14 protein-coding genes are annotated in these 16323 nt (G+C 65.8%); 4 read left to right on the plus strand and 10 right to left on the minus strand.

Annotated features, from left to right (window positions below; translation table 11 throughout):
• Positions 1–68 precede the first annotated feature (68 nt).
• From K408_RS0128400 to mobB, 6 genes are all read right to left on the minus strand, one after another.
• Positions 69–1721, minus strand: coding sequence for an L-lactate MFS transporter (locus K408_RS0128400; RefSeq protein ID WP_024341633.1), 1653 nt, complete (start codon positions 1719–1721; stop codon positions 69–71).
• A gap of 338 nt (positions 1722–2059) precedes the next feature.
• Positions 2060–4084: a sensor histidine kinase gene (locus K408_RS0128405; RefSeq protein ID WP_024341634.1), complete on the minus strand. Its 2025-nt coding sequence runs from the start codon at positions 4082–4084 to the stop codon at positions 2060–2062.
• Complete coding sequence (locus tag K408_RS0128410; RefSeq protein WP_024341635.1) at positions 4077–5504, minus strand: sigma-54-dependent transcriptional regulator; 1428 nt, start codon at positions 5502–5504, stop codon at positions 4077–4079. Before K408_RS0128410 ends, K408_RS0128405 begins: the two co-directional genes overlap by 8 nt.
• A 138-nt stretch (positions 5505–5642) precedes the next feature.
• The gene (locus K408_RS0128415; protein WP_024341636.1) at positions 5643–5876 is read right to left on the minus strand and encodes a sulfurtransferase TusA family protein; all 234 of its coding nucleotides are present in this window, start codon (positions 5874–5876) and stop codon (positions 5643–5645) included.
• 45 nt (positions 5877–5921) lie between these two features.
• Positions 5922–7178, minus strand: coding sequence for a molybdopterin molybdotransferase MoeA (locus tag K408_RS0128420; protein WP_024341637.1), 1257 nt, complete (start codon positions 7176–7178; stop codon positions 5922–5924).
• 9 nt (positions 7179–7187) lie between these two features.
• Positions 7188–7715 carry a molybdopterin-guanine dinucleotide biosynthesis protein B gene (mobB, locus tag K408_RS0128425; RefSeq protein WP_024341638.1) on the minus strand — a complete coding sequence of 176 codons (528 nt, stop codon included), beginning with the start codon at positions 7713–7715 and terminating at the stop codon, positions 7188–7190.
• A gap of 206 nt (positions 7716–7921) precedes the next feature.
• Here mobB and K408_RS0128430 point away from each other — a divergent pair, with 206 nt between their 5' ends.
• Positions 7922–8812 (plus strand): formate dehydrogenase accessory sulfurtransferase FdhD, encoded by an 891-nt coding sequence (locus K408_RS0128430; protein ID WP_024341639.1) that lies wholly within the window; start codon positions 7922–7924, stop codon positions 8810–8812.
• Positions 8793–9452: a molybdenum cofactor guanylyltransferase MobA gene (gene mobA / locus K408_RS0128435; RefSeq protein WP_024341640.1), complete on the plus strand. Its 660-nt coding sequence runs from the start codon at positions 8793–8795 to the stop codon at positions 9450–9452. The genes K408_RS0128430 and mobA overlap by 20 nt, the downstream gene beginning before the upstream one ends.
• A 5-nt stretch (positions 9453–9457) precedes the next feature.
• Here the strand turns inward: mobA and K408_RS0128440 are convergent, their stop codons facing one another.
• The 4 genes from K408_RS0128440 to K408_RS0128455 form a co-directional block, all read right to left on the minus strand.
• Positions 9458–9757, minus strand: coding sequence for a hypothetical protein (locus tag K408_RS0128440; protein ID WP_029674345.1), 300 nt, complete (start codon positions 9755–9757; stop codon positions 9458–9460).
• A gap of 111 nt (positions 9758–9868) precedes the next feature.
• On the minus strand, positions 9869–11818 hold the full coding sequence (locus K408_RS0128445; RefSeq protein ID WP_024341642.1) for a molybdopterin biosynthesis protein: 1950 nt from the start codon (positions 11816–11818) through the stop codon (positions 9869–9871).
• 13 nt (positions 11819–11831) lie between these two features.
• Positions 11832–12938 carry a molybdopterin-binding protein gene (locus tag K408_RS0128450; protein WP_024341643.1) on the minus strand — a complete coding sequence of 369 codons (1107 nt, stop codon included), beginning with the start codon at positions 12936–12938 and terminating at the stop codon, positions 11832–11834.
• A 54-nt stretch (positions 12939–12992) separates the two neighbouring features.
• Positions 12993–13820 (minus strand): ABC transporter substrate-binding protein, encoded by an 828-nt coding sequence (locus K408_RS0128455; RefSeq protein WP_024341644.1) that lies wholly within the window; start codon positions 13818–13820, stop codon positions 12993–12995.
• A gap of 277 nt (positions 13821–14097) precedes the next feature.
• Here K408_RS0128455 and K408_RS0128460 point away from each other — a divergent pair, with 277 nt between their 5' ends.
• Both K408_RS0128460 and K408_RS0128465 read left to right on the plus strand, forming a co-directional pair.
• Positions 14098–14991, plus strand: coding sequence for a substrate-binding domain-containing protein (locus K408_RS0128460; RefSeq protein WP_024341645.1), 894 nt, complete (start codon positions 14098–14100; stop codon positions 14989–14991).
• A gap of 99 nt (positions 14992–15090) precedes the next feature.
• A complete protein-coding gene (locus K408_RS0128465; protein ID WP_024341646.1) occupies positions 15091–16302 on the plus strand; it encodes an ABC transporter substrate-binding protein in 1212 nt (403 codons plus the stop codon).
• The last annotated feature ends 21 nt before the right edge of the window (positions 16303–16323 follow it).

The following is a 16323-nucleotide window of genomic DNA, read 5'->3' on the forward strand; positions in this document are numbered from 1 at the left end:
ATCAAATCGCGCTCCCGCCCAAAGCTAGGCGGGAGCGCGGATGGTGCTCTCCCGTGGTGAATGCGCGATCAGAAGATCTTGATCGCGCTCTCCAGCGTCTTCCACACACCCCAGGCCAGGGGAACGCCGACGAAGGTCCAGAACAGCGCCGCCTTGGCATCGAGGCCGCCAAAGCCGATGCCGTAGGAGCCGTGCGGTCCCGTGGCTGCGGCGCTGGCGCTCGCCGCCTGCAGCTTGGCAACGTCGGCGTCCTTCATGTGCCATTTCGAGTCGACCGGCTTGATCAGATAGTTGCAGATCAGGCCGGCGATCAGCATGGCGCAGAGAATGTACATCGTCGTGTTGTAGAGCTGGTCGCGCGGCACGCCGGCCGCAAGCTGGAACTCGCGGATGTAGTTCACAACCACGGGACCAATGATGCCCGCGGTCGACCACGCCGTCAGCAGCCGGCCGTGGATGGCGCCGACGAACTGGGTGCCGAACATGTCGGCAAGATAGGCCGGCACGGTCGCAAAGCCGCCGCCATACATCGACAGGATGATGCCGAAACCGACCACGAACAGCAGCTTCGAGCCCATCGCCGCGAAGGTCGGCGCCAGCGCATACAGCACGATGCCGAGGATGAAGAACGTGTAGTAGGTGTTCTTGCGTCCGATCTTGTCCGACAGCGAGGCCCAGAAAAAGCGGCCGCCGATATTGAACAGCGAGAGCAACCCGGCGAAGCCCGCGGCGATCGCTGCGATCTGCGCCTTCTGTCCTGCATCAAGCGCATTGAAGCCGACGTCCGGCAGGCCGATCAGCTTGCCGCCGAAGATCTCCTGCAGCATCGGCGAGGCCATGCCGATCACGCCGATGCCAGCCGACACGTTCAGGCACAGGACCCACCAGATCAGCCAGAACTGCGGCGTCTTGTGCGCATCATTGAGATGGACGTTGTTCTTCGAGATCATCGCGTTGGCCTTGGACGGCGGGGTCCAGCCCTCGGGCTGCCAGCCCGCCGGCGGCAGGCGATAGCGGAATGCGCCGATCATCATGAACACGAAGTAGATGACGCCCATCGCGACGAAGGTCTCCCAGACGCCGACCGAGCTCGGACTTTTGAAGTAGTTCATCAAGAGGTTCGCCAATGGCGCGCCGATCATGGCGCCGCCGCCGAAGCCCATGATGGCCATGCCGGTCGCCATGCCGCGACGGTCCGGAAACCATTTCACGAGCGTCGACACCGGCGAGATATAGCCGAGGCCAAGACCGATGCCGCCGATCACGCCCGATCCCAGCCACAGCAGCCAGAGCTGATGGGTGTAGATGCCGATCGCGCCGAGGAAGAGACCGCCGCACCAGCACAGCGCCGAGACGAAGCCGGCCTTGCGCGGGCCGACGCGCTCCAGCCAGCCGCCCCAGACCGCAGCCGCAATGCCGAGCAGCACGAAGAACAGCGTGTACATCCAGCCCATGCTGGCGACCCGCCAGTCGCAGGTGGTCGTAAACAGCTCCTGGACCAGCGACATGTCCGGACATGCCTTCGGCGCGGTCACGCCGATCGCGCGCGACAGCGGCAGCCAGAACACCGAAAAGCCGTAGGCCATGCCGATGCACAGATGGATGCACAGCGCCGCCGGCGGCACCAGCCAGCGATTGAAGCCGGCGGTCGCGATCGTGCGTTCACGATCGAGCAAACCGGGAGCACCAACCGGTGCAAGAACGGTATCAGCGGTCGTCATAAGCATTCCCTCCCAAGTGCGGCCTTGCCGGCACATCGATTTGAGACCGGCCATGCGTGCTCGGCAGCCGCGCATGACAGGTCGGATTTCGCGTCGAAGCGGAATGCGCAGGCGCGCTCGCGTCATGTGCGCCGAGCAAGCAGCTGATCGCGGCGACATCCCTTCGCCTCGCCAGCAGCGTTGCAGTCGCGCTATCGCGCCCTCATCCCCCTCAACACCTTGTCCCGAGATGAGCAACGCGCGTGCCAGAAGTCGCATCGTGACGATTCAACGACTTCCCGCAGCGCAATGTGCTGCGCCGGACAGAATGTCCGGATCTCATCGGACAAAATGTCCAATCAGGAGGCTTCCGGCAGCCAGACCGTGAACGTGCTTCCGAGGCCGACGCGGCTTTCGGCGGTGATCTGGCCGCCCTGTCGCTCGATCAGTGTCTGGCTGATGGAGAGTCCGAGCCCGGTGCCTTGCCGCCGTTTCGTCGTGTAGAAGGGATCGAAGATCTTCTCGATCACCTCAGTGCTCATCCCGATGCCGGTGTCGGCAACCGCGATAGCGACGCCCTGATGGCCGTCGCGCTCGGCATCGAAAGAGTGGAGCGTCAGGGTTCCGCCGTCCGGCATGGCGTGAATCGCGTTGACGATGAGATTGATCAGGACCTGCTGCAACTCGTTGTGGTTCATCAGCACGAGCCGGCTGGCGCGGTCGTCCCTGACCACGGCGATCTCGGTCTTGTTCAGAAGATGCTGCACCAGCGGCAGACAGTCGGAGATCACGCTGGCTGGCGCATGGCGCTCGACATAGCCGGCATATTCCTCCGGCCTTGCGAACTGCAGCAGCTTGGTCACGATCTGGCTGATGCGATGGATCTGCTCGTCCAGCAGGCGAAACTCGACCTTCGCCTTGTCGGCATCGGCACCGAACACGCTGCGGATGACGTCGAGATTCCCTTGCATCACCGCGATCGGGTTGTTGATCTCGTGCGCAACGCCGGCAGTGACCTCCCCGATCGCAGCCAGCTTCTCGGACATGATGAGCTGCTTGGTGGTCGCCTCGAGCTTGAGATTGGCGTGCTCGAGGTCGCGGGTGCGCTCCCGCACGCGGACGTTCAGCTCCTCATTCCATTCCCGGAGCTGCCGGTCGCGTTCCTGGATCTGGTCAAGCAGGCTGTCGAGATGGACGGCGACGCGACCGATCTCGTCACCCGAAACCGGCATCTTGGTCCGGGCGGAGAGGTTGCCGCGCTCCACCTCGGAGATCGTCGCCGTGACGCGCTCCAGCGGCATGAAGATGGAGGACGCCCAGCGCAGGAAGATCGGCACGGTCGCGGCCGTGATGGCGACGAACGCTGCGACGATGATCACCAATGTCTGGTACTTGGCTTCGCTGAACGGCTTCTCCAGGAAGCCGACATAGAGCATGCCAACCCGCTTGCCGTAACTGTCGACCAGCGGCTCGTAGGCGGAGATGTACCAGTCGTTGACCACGAAAGCGCTGTCGAGCCAGGTCCGCCCCTCGCCCAGCACGGCCGAGCGCACCGCCGCCGAGACGCGGGTGCCGAGCGCGCGCCGTCCCTCGAACAGACGGACGTTGGTCGATATCCGTACGTCGTCCAGGAACAGCGTCGCGGTGCCCTGACTGCCCTCAGGCAGGCTCGCCGCGCGATAGACGAGATCGTTGATCGTGTCGATGAATTCGAGATTCTGATTGAGCAGTGTGCCGCCGACCAGCGCAGCGGCGCCGCCGTCGAGCAGCATCGCCCGGCTCGCCGCATGCACGACCATCCCGCGCGTCTCGGTGCTGCGGTCGGTCGGCACCGCGTTCGGCGTCGGCACGATGTCCAATCGCGCGCGCTCGGCCAGGACGGGCGAAATTGCGGCGAGCTCGTCATTGTCGAAAATGTCGACCCCGGTCGCGGGGACCTCGCCCGACAGTGCCGACTTGATGATCGGCCAGTCACTTCTCGGCCGATGCTGTAGCGGCGGCGATGCTGCCAGGACGTCCCCGCGACCGTTGGTCAGATACAGAAAATCGAGACCGATCTCCTTGCGGGCCTCGTCGAGCAGATCCTGCAGGGGGCCGCGCGCATCCGACGCCAGCACCTCGTGGAAGCGGGCCGACAGGCTGAGCGCCCGGATCTGGACGCCGGTCTTTTCCAGGATGCGGGCGAGATATTGGTGGGCGATGGTGAGATCGCCGTTCACCTTGGAGATCAGGGTCGCATCGAATTTCGCGTTCCAGCGATAGATCGCAACGCCGAGCAGGAGCGGCAGGATGACCAGCATCGGCAGCAGCGCGATCGCGAGCAGGCGAAAGCGGACGGAGCCCCCCCGCACCAGTTCGGCGCTGCGGCCGGCAGCTTCAGGCATCCCACAACGCGCATTTGCGGTCGATGGTCTTGCGCGAGATACCGAGGCGCCGGGCCGCCTCCTCGCGATTGCCGTTGACCTCCTTCAGCACGCCGAGAATGTGACGGCGCTCGAGCTCCGCAAGACTGTCGGCGGGCGCCGGCTGAGTGTCGTTGCGGGGACCGGCGAAATCGTCGGGGAAGGCGCCGAGGATGAGCGTCCGCTCGATCAGATTGCGCAGCTCCCGCACATTGCCGGGCCAGTCGTAGCTGGCGAGCGCCGCCCGCACCGAGGCGTCGATCGGCACCGGCGGCATGCCGAGCTGCACGGACAGCTTGCTCATGAAGATGGTGGCAAGCTCCTGCACGTCGTCGCCGCGATCCTTCAGCAGCGGCAGGCGGATCTGCATCACGTTGAGCCGGTAGAACAGATCGGCTCGGAAACGGCCCTTTTCGACCTCCTTCTGGAGCTCGGCATTGGTTGCGAAGATGAAGCGCAGGTCGACCGGCACTTCACGCTCGGAGCCGACCGGACGGACGCGGCGATCCTCGAGCACGCGGAGCAGCTTGCTTTGCATCGGCAGCGGCAGCTCCCCGATCTCGTCCAGGAACAGCGTGCCGCCATGCGCATACAGGAACAGGCCCTCGCGCCCCGAATCGGCGCCGGTGAAGGCGCCCTTGATGTGTCCGAACAGCTCGGCCTCGATCATCTCGGGCGGGATAGCCGCGCAATTGACGGGCACGAACGGCTTGTCGGCGCGGTCGGACAACGAGTGGATCGAGCGCGCCGCCACTTCCTTGCCGGTGCCGGATTCACCGGTGAGCAGAACCGAGGTCGGCAGGCGCGCGACGCGCGCGATGGTCTCGCGCACGCGCAACGTCGCTGCCGACTGTCCAATCAGATTGTCGCGCAGCAAGGTGCGGTCGGACGAGGCACGCAAAGCATAGCGCAGGACATAATTCTCGCGCTGGAGGCGGACGCGGTCGAGGCACCGTGCCACCGCGTTGAGAATCTGGTTCGAGCGGAACGGCTTCAGCACGAAATCGGCCGCACCGGCGCGCAGGGCCTGGATCGCGGTGTCGAGGTCGGCATAGGCGGTGATCAGGATGGCGTCAGCGAAAAAGCCCACGGCGCGCTGCTCGGCGAGCCAGTCGACGCCATTCTTGCCTGGCATGATGTTGTCGAGAATGACGACGTCGTACCGATTGGAATCGAGCTTGCGCGAGGCCTGGTCAGTATCGGCCGCCTCGTCCACCAGCTTGCAGCGCGGGGCAAGCGTGCGCATCAGGAAATTGCGCATGCCCGGCTCGTCGTCGACGATCAGGATCGAGGCTTGCGCCAGGGCACTGAACTCCGGCCCTGCAGCCGTCTTGCCGAGCTTGATGGCGGGCTCGCGGCTCCCCGCGGGACTTGCGGCTGCCCTCGATGTTGAGAAAGTCATGCCCGATGTCTTAGGTTCGAGAACTTGGGTTTGAGATCATCCGCAACAATCGGCGCCTTCGCATTGCAGCGAAAGCTCCGGCCGTTTCCGCCGCAGGCGCAGCATAGTCAAACCACGCCGTCGTGAACATTCGCCTTTCTACAAGGCGCCGCCCTTTTCGACCAGGAACACGATGCGCGCCTCGTTGCGCTCGGTAATTTCGACCTTGTCGCCGGTCTCTCGGATCAGGTTCGGAATGTCAATGACCGACAAGGGATCGGTGCAGTGAACCTCGAGCTGATCGCCCGGCTGCAAAGGCTTGAGCGCCTTGCGCGTCTTGAGGGCCGGCAACGGGCACTTAAGCCCGGTGAGATCGAGGGTCGTTCGGGTCATGGCCGCAACATGGCGGGACGAAGCGATGGCGTCAACGGAGTGCCTCTAGAGCAGGTCGGCATAGGACAAGAAGCCCACGTCCTGCCCCGGCTCCACATTCGTGATGTCCTCACCGAGCGCGACGAGACCGTCGGTCTCGACCAGCGAGGACAGCAGCCCGGCCCCCTCGCGCGGGAACTTGATCGCCTCGAGCCGGCCGTCCTGCGCGCGCCGCAACGAAGCGCGCACATACTCGCGCCGCCCCGCCTTCTTCTTGTAAGCAAACGCCGCGCGCACCGGGATGGGCAAGAGCGGCTCCGGCAGACTACCCGCAAGGGCCAGCACCGTCGGCCGCACCACATGCACGAAGGTGACGAAGCTCGCGACGGGATTCCCGGGCAATCCGATCAGCGGTGTGCCGTCGACGATCCCCATCGCCACGGGCCGCCCGGGCTTGATCGCCATCCGCCACAGCACCAGCGAGCCGATGCTCTCGACCGCCGCCTTGACATGATCCTCCTCACCGGTCGAGACGCCGCCGGTCGTGAGGATCAGGTCGTGGCGGCCTGCGACCTGCTTCAGGCCGCTCGCGAGCGAGGTGCGCTCGTCGCGCAGGATGCCGAGATCGCTGACCTCGCAGCCGAGCCGGCGCAGCATCGCCACCAGCATGAAGCGGTTGGAATCGAACAGCTGCGAGGCTGCGCGCGCCTCGCCGGGCGAAGCCAGTTCGTCGCCGGTCGAGAACACGGCAACTCGGATGCGCCTGACAACGTCGAGCCTTGTCAGGCCGAATGCGGCGGCAAGCGCGACATGCTGGGGCCGCAAACGCTGCCCGCCACGAAGCGCGACGTGACCTTGCGCAATATCCTCACCCGCCGGACGGACATTGGCGCCAGGCTTCAGCCCCGGCGGCAGCACGATCTTGCCGGACTCATCGACGCGGACATCCTCCTGCATGAAGACGGTCTCGGCATCCGGCGGCATCGGCGCGCCGGTGAAGATGCGCGCCGTGTGGCCGGGCTTGATCGGCGCCTGTGCGCGGCCGCCGGCCTGGATCCGGCCATCGAGCGGGAACGATTGCTCCGTGCTTTTCGGAAGATCTGCGTTGCGGACGGCATAGCCGTCGACGGCGGAATTGGTGAAGGGCGGCAGCGGCAAAGGTGCGGCCACATCGCGCGCGAGCACGCGTCCGTCCGCATCGACGAGCGCAACCGTTTCGAGATCCGCGATTGCGTTGACGCGCGTCGTGATCAAGCCGACTGCGTCGTCGACCGACATCATCGGTCCGCCAAAGGCAAAGCAATCGTCCGACAGTTGCGCCATGGTGCCTCGTCAGCGCATCGCCGCGCTTTTCGCCACTGCTTCCTCGACCGGCATCGCCGCGCGCAGCATCAATGCGGCGGCGCCCGCGACATCGTCGAGATGGACAGTCGGGAGGCTTGTGTCAATCGCGACGTCGCTCGCAATGCCGGCAATCCCGGTATCCTCGGGGAACAGCAGCGGCTTGCCGTTTGCGGCGCGATGCACCTCGATCTTGCGATGCGGCTCGCGCTTGAAACCCTCGACCACGACGAGATCGACCGCAGACAGCTTGCCGAGCAGCTCCGGCAGCCGCGGCTCCGCCGCCCCGCGCAGCTCGTGCATAAGGGCCCAGCGGTTCGACGAGGCAACCAGCACCTCCGCGGCTCCGGCCTCGCGATGGCGCCAGGAATCCTTGCCGGGCACATCGACGTCGAACCGGTGATGCGCATGCTTGATGACCGAGACGCGCAAACCTTGCGCGTTGAAAAGCGGAATCAGCCGCGTCAACAGCGTCGTCTTGCCCGCACCGCTCCAGCCTGCAAGGCCGATGACTTTCATTCCAGCTCCGTCTGGGCACGCGATCCGGCCCTTGTGGAACCGCTCTCTCCACCGTCATTGCGAGCGTAGCGAAGCAATCCAGACTGGATCTGGGGGGCATTCCTAGATTGCTTCGCTGCGCTCGCAATGACGGCAAGGCGGCATTTCGCTCTCTCGCCGCCATGCATATATCGGCCTCGACCGAATGTCATGCTAACCTCTCGACCATGATGAAGATCGACAAAGCCCCCGTGCCGCTGATCGTCCCGAACCCGGACGACCCACGCCTGACCCAGAGCGTGACCGGGACCGACCAGACCGGCGCCACGGTCGAGATCAAGGTTCCGATGGAGCGACCGCTGACGCTCTACCTGAACGCCCAGGAGATCGTCACAATGATGACGATCGGCGACTATCCGGAATATCTGGCGCTCGGCTACCTGCTGAACCAGAACATGCTGAAATACAACGACGTGGTCACCGAGGTCGAATATGACGACGACCTCCAGGTCGTCGTCGTGCGCACCGAGCATCACACCAACTTCGAGGCCAAGCTGAAGAAGCGCACGCAGACCTCGGGCTGCGCGCAGGGCACCGCTTTCGGCGATTTGCTGGAGGCGGTCGAGAGCGTCGCGTTGCCCAGGGCGGAGCTGCGCACCTCCTGGCTCTACCAGATGACGCAGACCATCAACACCATGCCTTCTCTCTACCTGGAGGCCGGCGCGATCCATGGCTGCGTGCTGTGCCAGGAAGGGGTCCCGCTCTGCTACACCGAGGACGTCGGCCGCCACAACGCGGTCGACAAGATCGCGGGCTGGATGTATCGCCACGGCGTCGATCCCGGCGACAAGATCCTCTACACCACTGGGCGCCTCACCTCGGAGATGGTGATCAAGACCGTCCGCATGGGAATCCCGATTCTGGTGTCGCGCTCCGGCTTCACCGCCTGGGGTGTCGATCTCGCAAGGCAGGTCGGACTGACGCTGGTGGGACGCACCCGCGGCAAGCGCTTCATCGCACTCGCGGGCGAGGAGCGCATCGTTTACGATCAGAACCTCGCTTATGTCGAGGAGGAGTCGGCCAAGCACAAGCGCAAGGGTGAAGGTGGTGACGACTGAATTGCCGGGGAGGACGAGTGTTCCGCCGACTGTCGGCGTGCTGCTCGCCGGCGGCCTCGCCCGGCGCATGGGTGGCGGCGACAAGCCGATGCGCACCATCGGCGGCCGCACCATTCTGGAGCGCGTGATTGCGCGGCTGTCGCCCCAGTGCATCGGGCTGATCCTCAACGCGAACGGCGATCCCGCACGTTTCGCCGCGTTCGGCTTGCAGGTGGTCGCCGACGATGTGCCCGGCTTTCCGGGCCCGCTCGCCGGCATTCTCGCGGCGCTGGACTGGACCGCGGCGAACCGACCGGAGACCGAATGGGTGCTCAGCGCCGCCGGCGATTGCCCGTTCCTGCCCCGCGATCTCGTGGCGCGACTGCATGAGGCGCGTGCGCGCGAGAACGCGCAGCTCGCGGTAGCAGCATCAGGCGATCAGTCGCATCCGGTGATCGGGCTGTGGCGAGTCGCCTTGCGCGAGGAGTTGCGCCACGCCCTGGTCGTCGAAGATCTCCGCAAGATCGATCGGTGGACCGCGCGCTATCCGCTCGCGACCGTGACGTGGCCGGCCGAGCCGCTCGATCCGTTCTTCAATGCCAACACGGTCGAGGACATTGCCGATGCTGAACGGCTGGCAGCACTGGACGATGCATCTTAGCGATCTCAGGACTTCGGGAACTCGTTGAGGAGCTGCGCCCAGATGATCGCGAAGGCGATCAGGCCAGAGAGGCCGACGATGGTGGTGAATCGCGGCAACCGGCCGATCGCGACCAGCAGCCAGGCCGGCAGGAAGAACAGGCCGAAGACCATGCCGAGCGGGAAAACCGCGAGCCATTGAAAGCCGGTGCCGTCCCCGGGCGGGACATTCGCAATGTAGTAGAAGGTGTAGAGCCAGAACAGCGTACCCGTCGCGGCAACGAGTGCAGCGATCCTGCGGAAATTGAGCGGTGTGGGCGCGCTCATGACTTGGCTCATGCTGCTTGGTCGCGACAGCGGTCACACAAGTTCATGACGTCGCCGCCCAGACTGCCAGCGTCACCGACCAGGCGTCCTGGCCGCAGACCAAACTGGTATCTATGCGGGCCGGAAACCCGCGCGCTCGAGTGCGGCGCGCGCCGCGTCCGAGCCAAGCGCGTCGAGAAAGGCCTGCACCGCCGAGCGGTCCTTGCGAGCCGTCACCAACGCGAAGTCGTAATGCTCTTCCGCGAAGGGGATGAAGCCGAGTCCGACTGCGTGGGCGACCGGCGCGATGGTCATGCCCCAGTCGGCGCGGTGCTGCGCCACGGCCGCCGCAACCGCATTGTGCGAACGAGGCTGGTTCCAGTAGCCCTCCGGACGCGCGCCGCCGAGCAGGCGGTCGATCAGGATGCGCGTGCCGGCGCCCTGGTTGCGGTTGACCATGATGCAGGTGCGGTCAGCGAGTGCCGAGGCAACCGCTTCCTTCGCGTTCAGGCCCTCGAAGCGCGTATCGCCCTTGCGGAAGACAATGCCCTGCATCCGCCGCCACCCCGGCACGAGCTCGAGCCCCTCGACGAGATAAGGCGCGTTGTAGATCTCACTTCGATCGTCGAACAGATGGATCGGCGCGAAATCGCACTCGCCACGCTTTGCTGCCGCCAATCCTCCGAGGCTGCCGACCGCAATCGAGCGCACGGTCAGGCCGGCATGCGCAAGCTGTGCGGTCACGAGGTCGAGACCAGTGCAATGGCTGCCGACGATGACGAGATCGGGCACGCGCACATGCGGCGTGAAGAGCGTCACCTCGGTCTCGGTCCCGGCCGACATCTGGTCGGCGAGGGCATCGATGCGCAGGAATCCATCGGCCTGCGCAAAAGACGTGATCGCGCCAGACCCCTTGCCGGAGGGATAGGCGATCAGGCCGCCCTTGCCCTCGACCAGCGAGACCATGACGAATTCGGTGCGACCGAGCTCGGAGGCGATGCGGACCGGCACCGTCGCCTTCACCTTGGCGTCGGTGCGCGGCGGCTGTCCGGCCATCCTGCGCAGCACCGGCACGATCATGTCATGGAAGGTGAACATCGCCGAGGTCGGGAACCCCGGCAGGATCACCACCGGCTTGCCATCGCACACCGCAAGGCACAGCGGCTTGCCGGGCTTGAGCGCAACGCCATGCGCGATGATGCCGGGCGCGCCGAGCCGGCCGATGATGCGATGGGAGAGATCGCCCGCGCCTTTCGAGGTGCCGCCCGACAGCACGAGCATGTCGCAGTCCGCAAGGGCGCGGCGCATGACCGCTTCGAGCTTTGCTTCATCATCGGGAATGGCACCGAGGAAGACCGCTTCACCGCCATTCTCGTCGATGGCGGCGGCGACAATGGCGCCGTTGGTATCGTAGATGTCGGCAGCCCCGAGCGATTGGCCGGGCTGAACCAGTTCGTCGCCGGTGGAGATCACGGCAACCCGCGGCTTGCGCGCGACACCCACCTCGGCAATGCCGCAAGCCGCGAGCATGCCGATCTCGCGCGAGCCGATGATGGTGCCGGCACGCAGCAGCGCCTCGCCGCGCGCGATGTCGGACCCGGCATACGAGATGAATTGTCCCGGCGAAACCGCGCGACGCACCTCGATCGCATCCGGTCCATCCGGCTGGGTGTGCTCCACCATGACCACGGCATCGGCGCCCCGCGGCAGCGGACCACCGGTGGCGATCGGGGTCGCGGTCCCCGGCGCCACCTGCAGCGTCGGTGCGGTGCCGCAATGGACGGTCTCGCCATTCAGCGCGAGGCGCACGGGCGCGCCCTCGCCGGCCGCCGCAAGGTCGGCGGAGCGCACGGCAAAACCGTCGACGTTGGAGCGGTCGAACGGCGGCACGTCGATCGGCGCCGTGATGTCTTCGGCGAGGGCTGCGCCGAGCGCAGCAGCGAGCTTGCGGCTTTCGCTGAGGAGCGCTCGCGGGAACAACGCCGCCTCGAAGCGCGCCAGCGCCTCCTCGCGCGACAGGATGGTGAGGAACTGCTCCTGTTGGAGCGCGCTGCGGTCTGGTGATTTTGGGATCATCGTCATGCCAGGACCCATATCATTTCCGCATGAGATGGGCATCGACCGGCGTACCTGCCGCAAATCCCTCGTGGCTGGCGGGGATCAGCAGCCATGCGTCCGCACGGGCGATGGCTTGAAGGGGCCAGTCGCCCACGGCAAGCGGCACCCAGGCACGATGTTCCTCCGCCAGCAAAGCAATCTCTGCGATGCCGACGACGGATGCGATCTTTCGCGCGAGCGGCAGGGACACCTGCGGGCGGCGACGACGCACCGACAGACGATCCACGAGCGGCAGCACGAGCGCCAGCCACACCGCAAGCGCATGATCGGGGGAGCCGGGCAAGGCGACGACGGGCACCTGGCCGAGCCGTCCGACCGCGGCAGTGCGGCCGGGCCGGAGGGCGAGGCCGTGCGCCATCACCGCGCCGCGCTGCGCCAGCGCCGTGATGGCAGCATCCTGGCGGCCGACGCCGCTGCCGCCGATCGTCAGCAGGAGATCGCAAGAGGACACATCAAGCGCATCGGCAATCGATGCTTCACCGCGTGCACGCGTTTGGCAGGTGTCCACCTCCAACCCCACTGCGCGCGCCATCCCGGCGATCATGTCCATCGTTGCCGTTGCGCCGGGCACGTTGACGATGCGCAACCGGGGCCGCCGCACGCCGAGTTTCTCCAGACCCGCCACGCTCGCAATCAGCAGATCAGCCGCACCGATCGGATCGCCTTCGGCGGCCGCTGGCATGCATTCGGGGATGTCGCTTCCGGCGCGTCTGACGCCCTGTCCCGGCACGCCCTCTGCCAGCACCTGAGGAAGCGGCCCCGACAGCTCGATCGCGCCGGCATCGAGCACGCAGTCGCATCCCATCGGCACCGCATCGCCGACCTCGACCCATACAGGGGCCATCGTCAGTGGCAACGGCGAATAGGAGGACGCGCCGACGAGATCGTTGGCGGATAGCGCCCAGCCGTCCGCCGCCGCGATGCCGTGCGAAGGATAAGCTGCAAGCAGCGGCGTGCCCGCAGCGATGCAACCGATCGCGTCTGCCAGCGGCACTTCTACCGGTGCGACAGCATCAACGCTTTGCAGCAAGGCCGCGAGCGCGGCGTCGAGCGGCGTGAGCGAGGGCGGCAGGCGCTGGGTCATGTGCCATGATGGATCATGCATCGCCCGGTTTGGCAACCGTCGGCGATGCGGACGTCAGCCGCCCGACCTGTCCGAATTGGGGAAGAACAGCTGCTGCCCCTCGACCTTGTAAGCGGCGATCGCCGTCTGCCCGTCAGGCGAGGTCAGCCAGTCGATGAAGGTCTGCGCGAGGTCTTTCTTCACGTTCGGAAACTTCGCGGGGTTCACCAGCATCACGCCGTACTGGTTGAGCAGCCGCCTGTCGCCCTCCACGAGGACGTCGAGATCGCCGCGATCTTTGAACGCGATCCAGCTGCCGCGATCCGACAACACATAGGCTTTCGCAGCGCGCGCGGCATCGAGCGCGGAGGCCATGCCCGGCCCGACCTCGCGATACCAGGGGCCCTTGGCCGCGGTGATATCGATCCCTGCGACGATCCACAGCGCAAGTTCTGCGGCGTGGGTGCCCGACCGATCGCCGCGCGTGACGAACGGCGCGCCCTTGGCTTCGATAGCCTTCATCGCCGTCGCGATGTCCTTGCCCTTCACACCGGCAGGATCGCTCTTTGGCCCGATCAGCACATAGTCGTTGTACATGACGTCGTAGCGCTTCACGGCAAACCCGTCGGCGACGAATTTCTCCTCCTGGGGCCGCGCGTGCATCAGCACGACGTCGACTTCGCCTCGTCGCGCACCGTCGAGCACTTCGTCGGCGCGCCGCGCGATCACGGTGACATTGATGCCCGTCTTGTCGCGGAAGATTGGCAGGAGATAGTTGAGCAGGCCGGACTCCTGCGTCGCCGTCGTCGAGGCGAGGACTATGCCGCGATCCTCCGCGAATGACGCCGCGACGCCCGCAGCGAGCCCGCAGAGAAACGCAAGTGCAACGGACAGGCGGCGCATGGTCGGGTTCCCTCGTTGTGACGCGTCATGATGATGGTCGATTGCGCCGCGCTCGTGACGCGTTGTCGCGCCGACAAGCGGGAAATCTCGGCAACGTCGCGAAGTGGACGCGCGCGCGTTGGTTCGAGATCGTTCACCAAAGCAAAATTCGCACGTGCGGATATGTTGCAAAGCGGCGAGATGATCGGGCATGGTTCCCGCGGCAAAAAATCTGAAATGCAGAATTTCCCCTGCGTCGGACGTCAAAAAGAAGCAAGAATTTGCATAGGAATGCAGGATGGAATTCCTGACGACCAGCGAAGCCGCCGACTATCTTCGGCTCGGCGAACGCAAGCTTTACGAACTCGTCACAACCGGTGCGATCCCCTGCAGCAAGGTGACGGGAAAGTGGCTCTTCCCGCGGCACGAGCTCGACCTCTGGGTACTGTCGGGCCTCTCGCGTCCGGCCGGCATGCTGATGGCCGAGCCGCCGCCGGTCGTGGGCGGCAGCCAGGACGAACTCCTGGATTGGAGCCTGCGCGAGTCCGGCTCCGGCCTGGGATCGATGAGTGAAGGCAGCGCGCGCGGGCTCGAGCGCCTGCAGCGCAACGAGGTGATGGCTGCGGCGGTGCACTTCCACAGTCTGGATGCCTCCAACAATCTCGCCGGCGACGCCAGTGTCGAGGCGCTGCGGGCCGCTCCGGACCTGCATGATGCGGTGCTGGTCGCGTTCGTGCGCCGCGAAGAGGGCCTGGTGCTGCCACAGGGCAATCCCAAGCGGCTGCACGGCCTCACCGACGTGCTCGCGCTCGGCGCCCGGATGGCGATGCGGCAACAAGGCACGGGCGCGCAGATGCTGCTCGACGTGCTGCTGAAGCGGGCGGGCGCCTCGACGCGGGACTTGCGCCGCATCGACACGCCGGCCCTGACCGGCCCGGATCTCGCCGAACTGGTTCGCGCCGGCCAGGCCGATTGCGGCATCGGGACCCGCGCCGTCGCGCGCTCGGCCGGGCTCGACTTCGTGCCGCTGGCCTGGGAGAACCTCGATCTTGCGATGCGGCAGCGCAGCTATTTCCGTCCTGCCATGCAGGCCTTGCTCCGGTTCCTGAACGAGCGGCGGCTGCGCCAGCGCGCCGATGAGCTGACCGGTTACGATCCCTCGACCGCAGGACAGATCCGCTTCGCGGCCTGACGTTGACGCCCGCCCCCGAATAGTTGCAAAAGAAACCAATTCAGCCGGGCATACCCGGATGCAACACCGGCCAACGAGCCGGCTCAGGGGAGGACAAACGTGAATCCAACCAGATTTGGACTGCCGCTAGCGGCCGCCTTGGCGACACTGCTTCCAGGTGCGGCGTCGGCGCAGCTGTCCGACGACGTCGTCAAGATCGGCGTGCTCACCGATATGAACGGCCCGGCCTCCGCGCCGACCGGCCAGGGCTCGGTGACCGCCGCGCAGATGGCGATCGACGATTTCGGCGGCACCGTGCTCGGCAAGCCGATCAGCGTCGTGATCGGCGACCACCAGCTCAAGGCCGATATCGGCGCTTCGCTGGCGCGGCGGTGGTACGACGTCGAGCAGGTCGACCTGATCGTCGACGTGCCGGTCTCCGCGGTCGGCCTCGCCGTGCAGAACATCGCGAACGAGAAGAAGCGGCTGTTCATCACCCACTCCACCGGCACCGCGGATTTCCACGGCAAGTTCTGCTCGCCTTACGCGATCCAGTGGGTGTTCGACACCCGCGCGCTCGCGGTCGGCACCGCGGATGCGGTGGTCAAGCGCGGCGGCGACAGCTGGTTCTTCATCACCGACGATTACGCCTTCGGCCATTCGCTGGAGCGCGACGCCTCCGCCGTCGTCACCGCCAATGGCGGCAAGGTGCTGGGCTCGGTGCGGCCGCCGCTGGCAACGCCCGACCTCTCCTCCTTCGTGCTGCAGGCGCAGGCCTCCAAGGCCAAGATCATCGGCATTGCCGCCGGTCCCCCCAACAACATGAACGAGATCAAGACCGGCGCCGAGTTCGGCGTGTTCAAGGGCGGCCAGCAGATGGCGGCGCTGCTCGCGCTGATCACCGACATCCACGGCCTCGGCCTGCAGGCGGCGCAAGGCCTGCTCCTGACCACGTCGTTCTACTGGGACATGGACGACAAGACCCGCGAATGGTCGAAGCGCTATTTCGCCAAGATGAACAAGATGCCGTCGATGTGGCAGGCCGGCGTCTATTCCAGCGTGATGCACTATCTCAACGCCATCAAGGCGGCCGGCACCGACGATCCGCTGAAAGTGGCCGCCAAGATGCGCGAGAAGCCGATCGAGGATTTCTTCGCCCGCAACGGCAAGCTGCGCGAAGACAATCTGATGGTGCACGACCTCTGGCTGGTGCAGGTGAAGACGCCGGAGGAAAGCAAATATCCGTGGGACTATTACAAGATCCTCACGACCATCTCCGGCGACAAGGCGTTCGGTCCGCCCGACCCGGCATGTGCGCTGGTGAAGAAGTAAAATTGGCGAGTGGCGAATAGC

Origin of the sequence: Bradyrhizobium sp. in8p8 (assembly GCF_000426845.1) — a bacterium.
Lineage (GTDB): Bacteria > Pseudomonadota > Alphaproteobacteria > Rhizobiales > Xanthobacteraceae > Bradyrhizobium > Bradyrhizobium japonicum_C.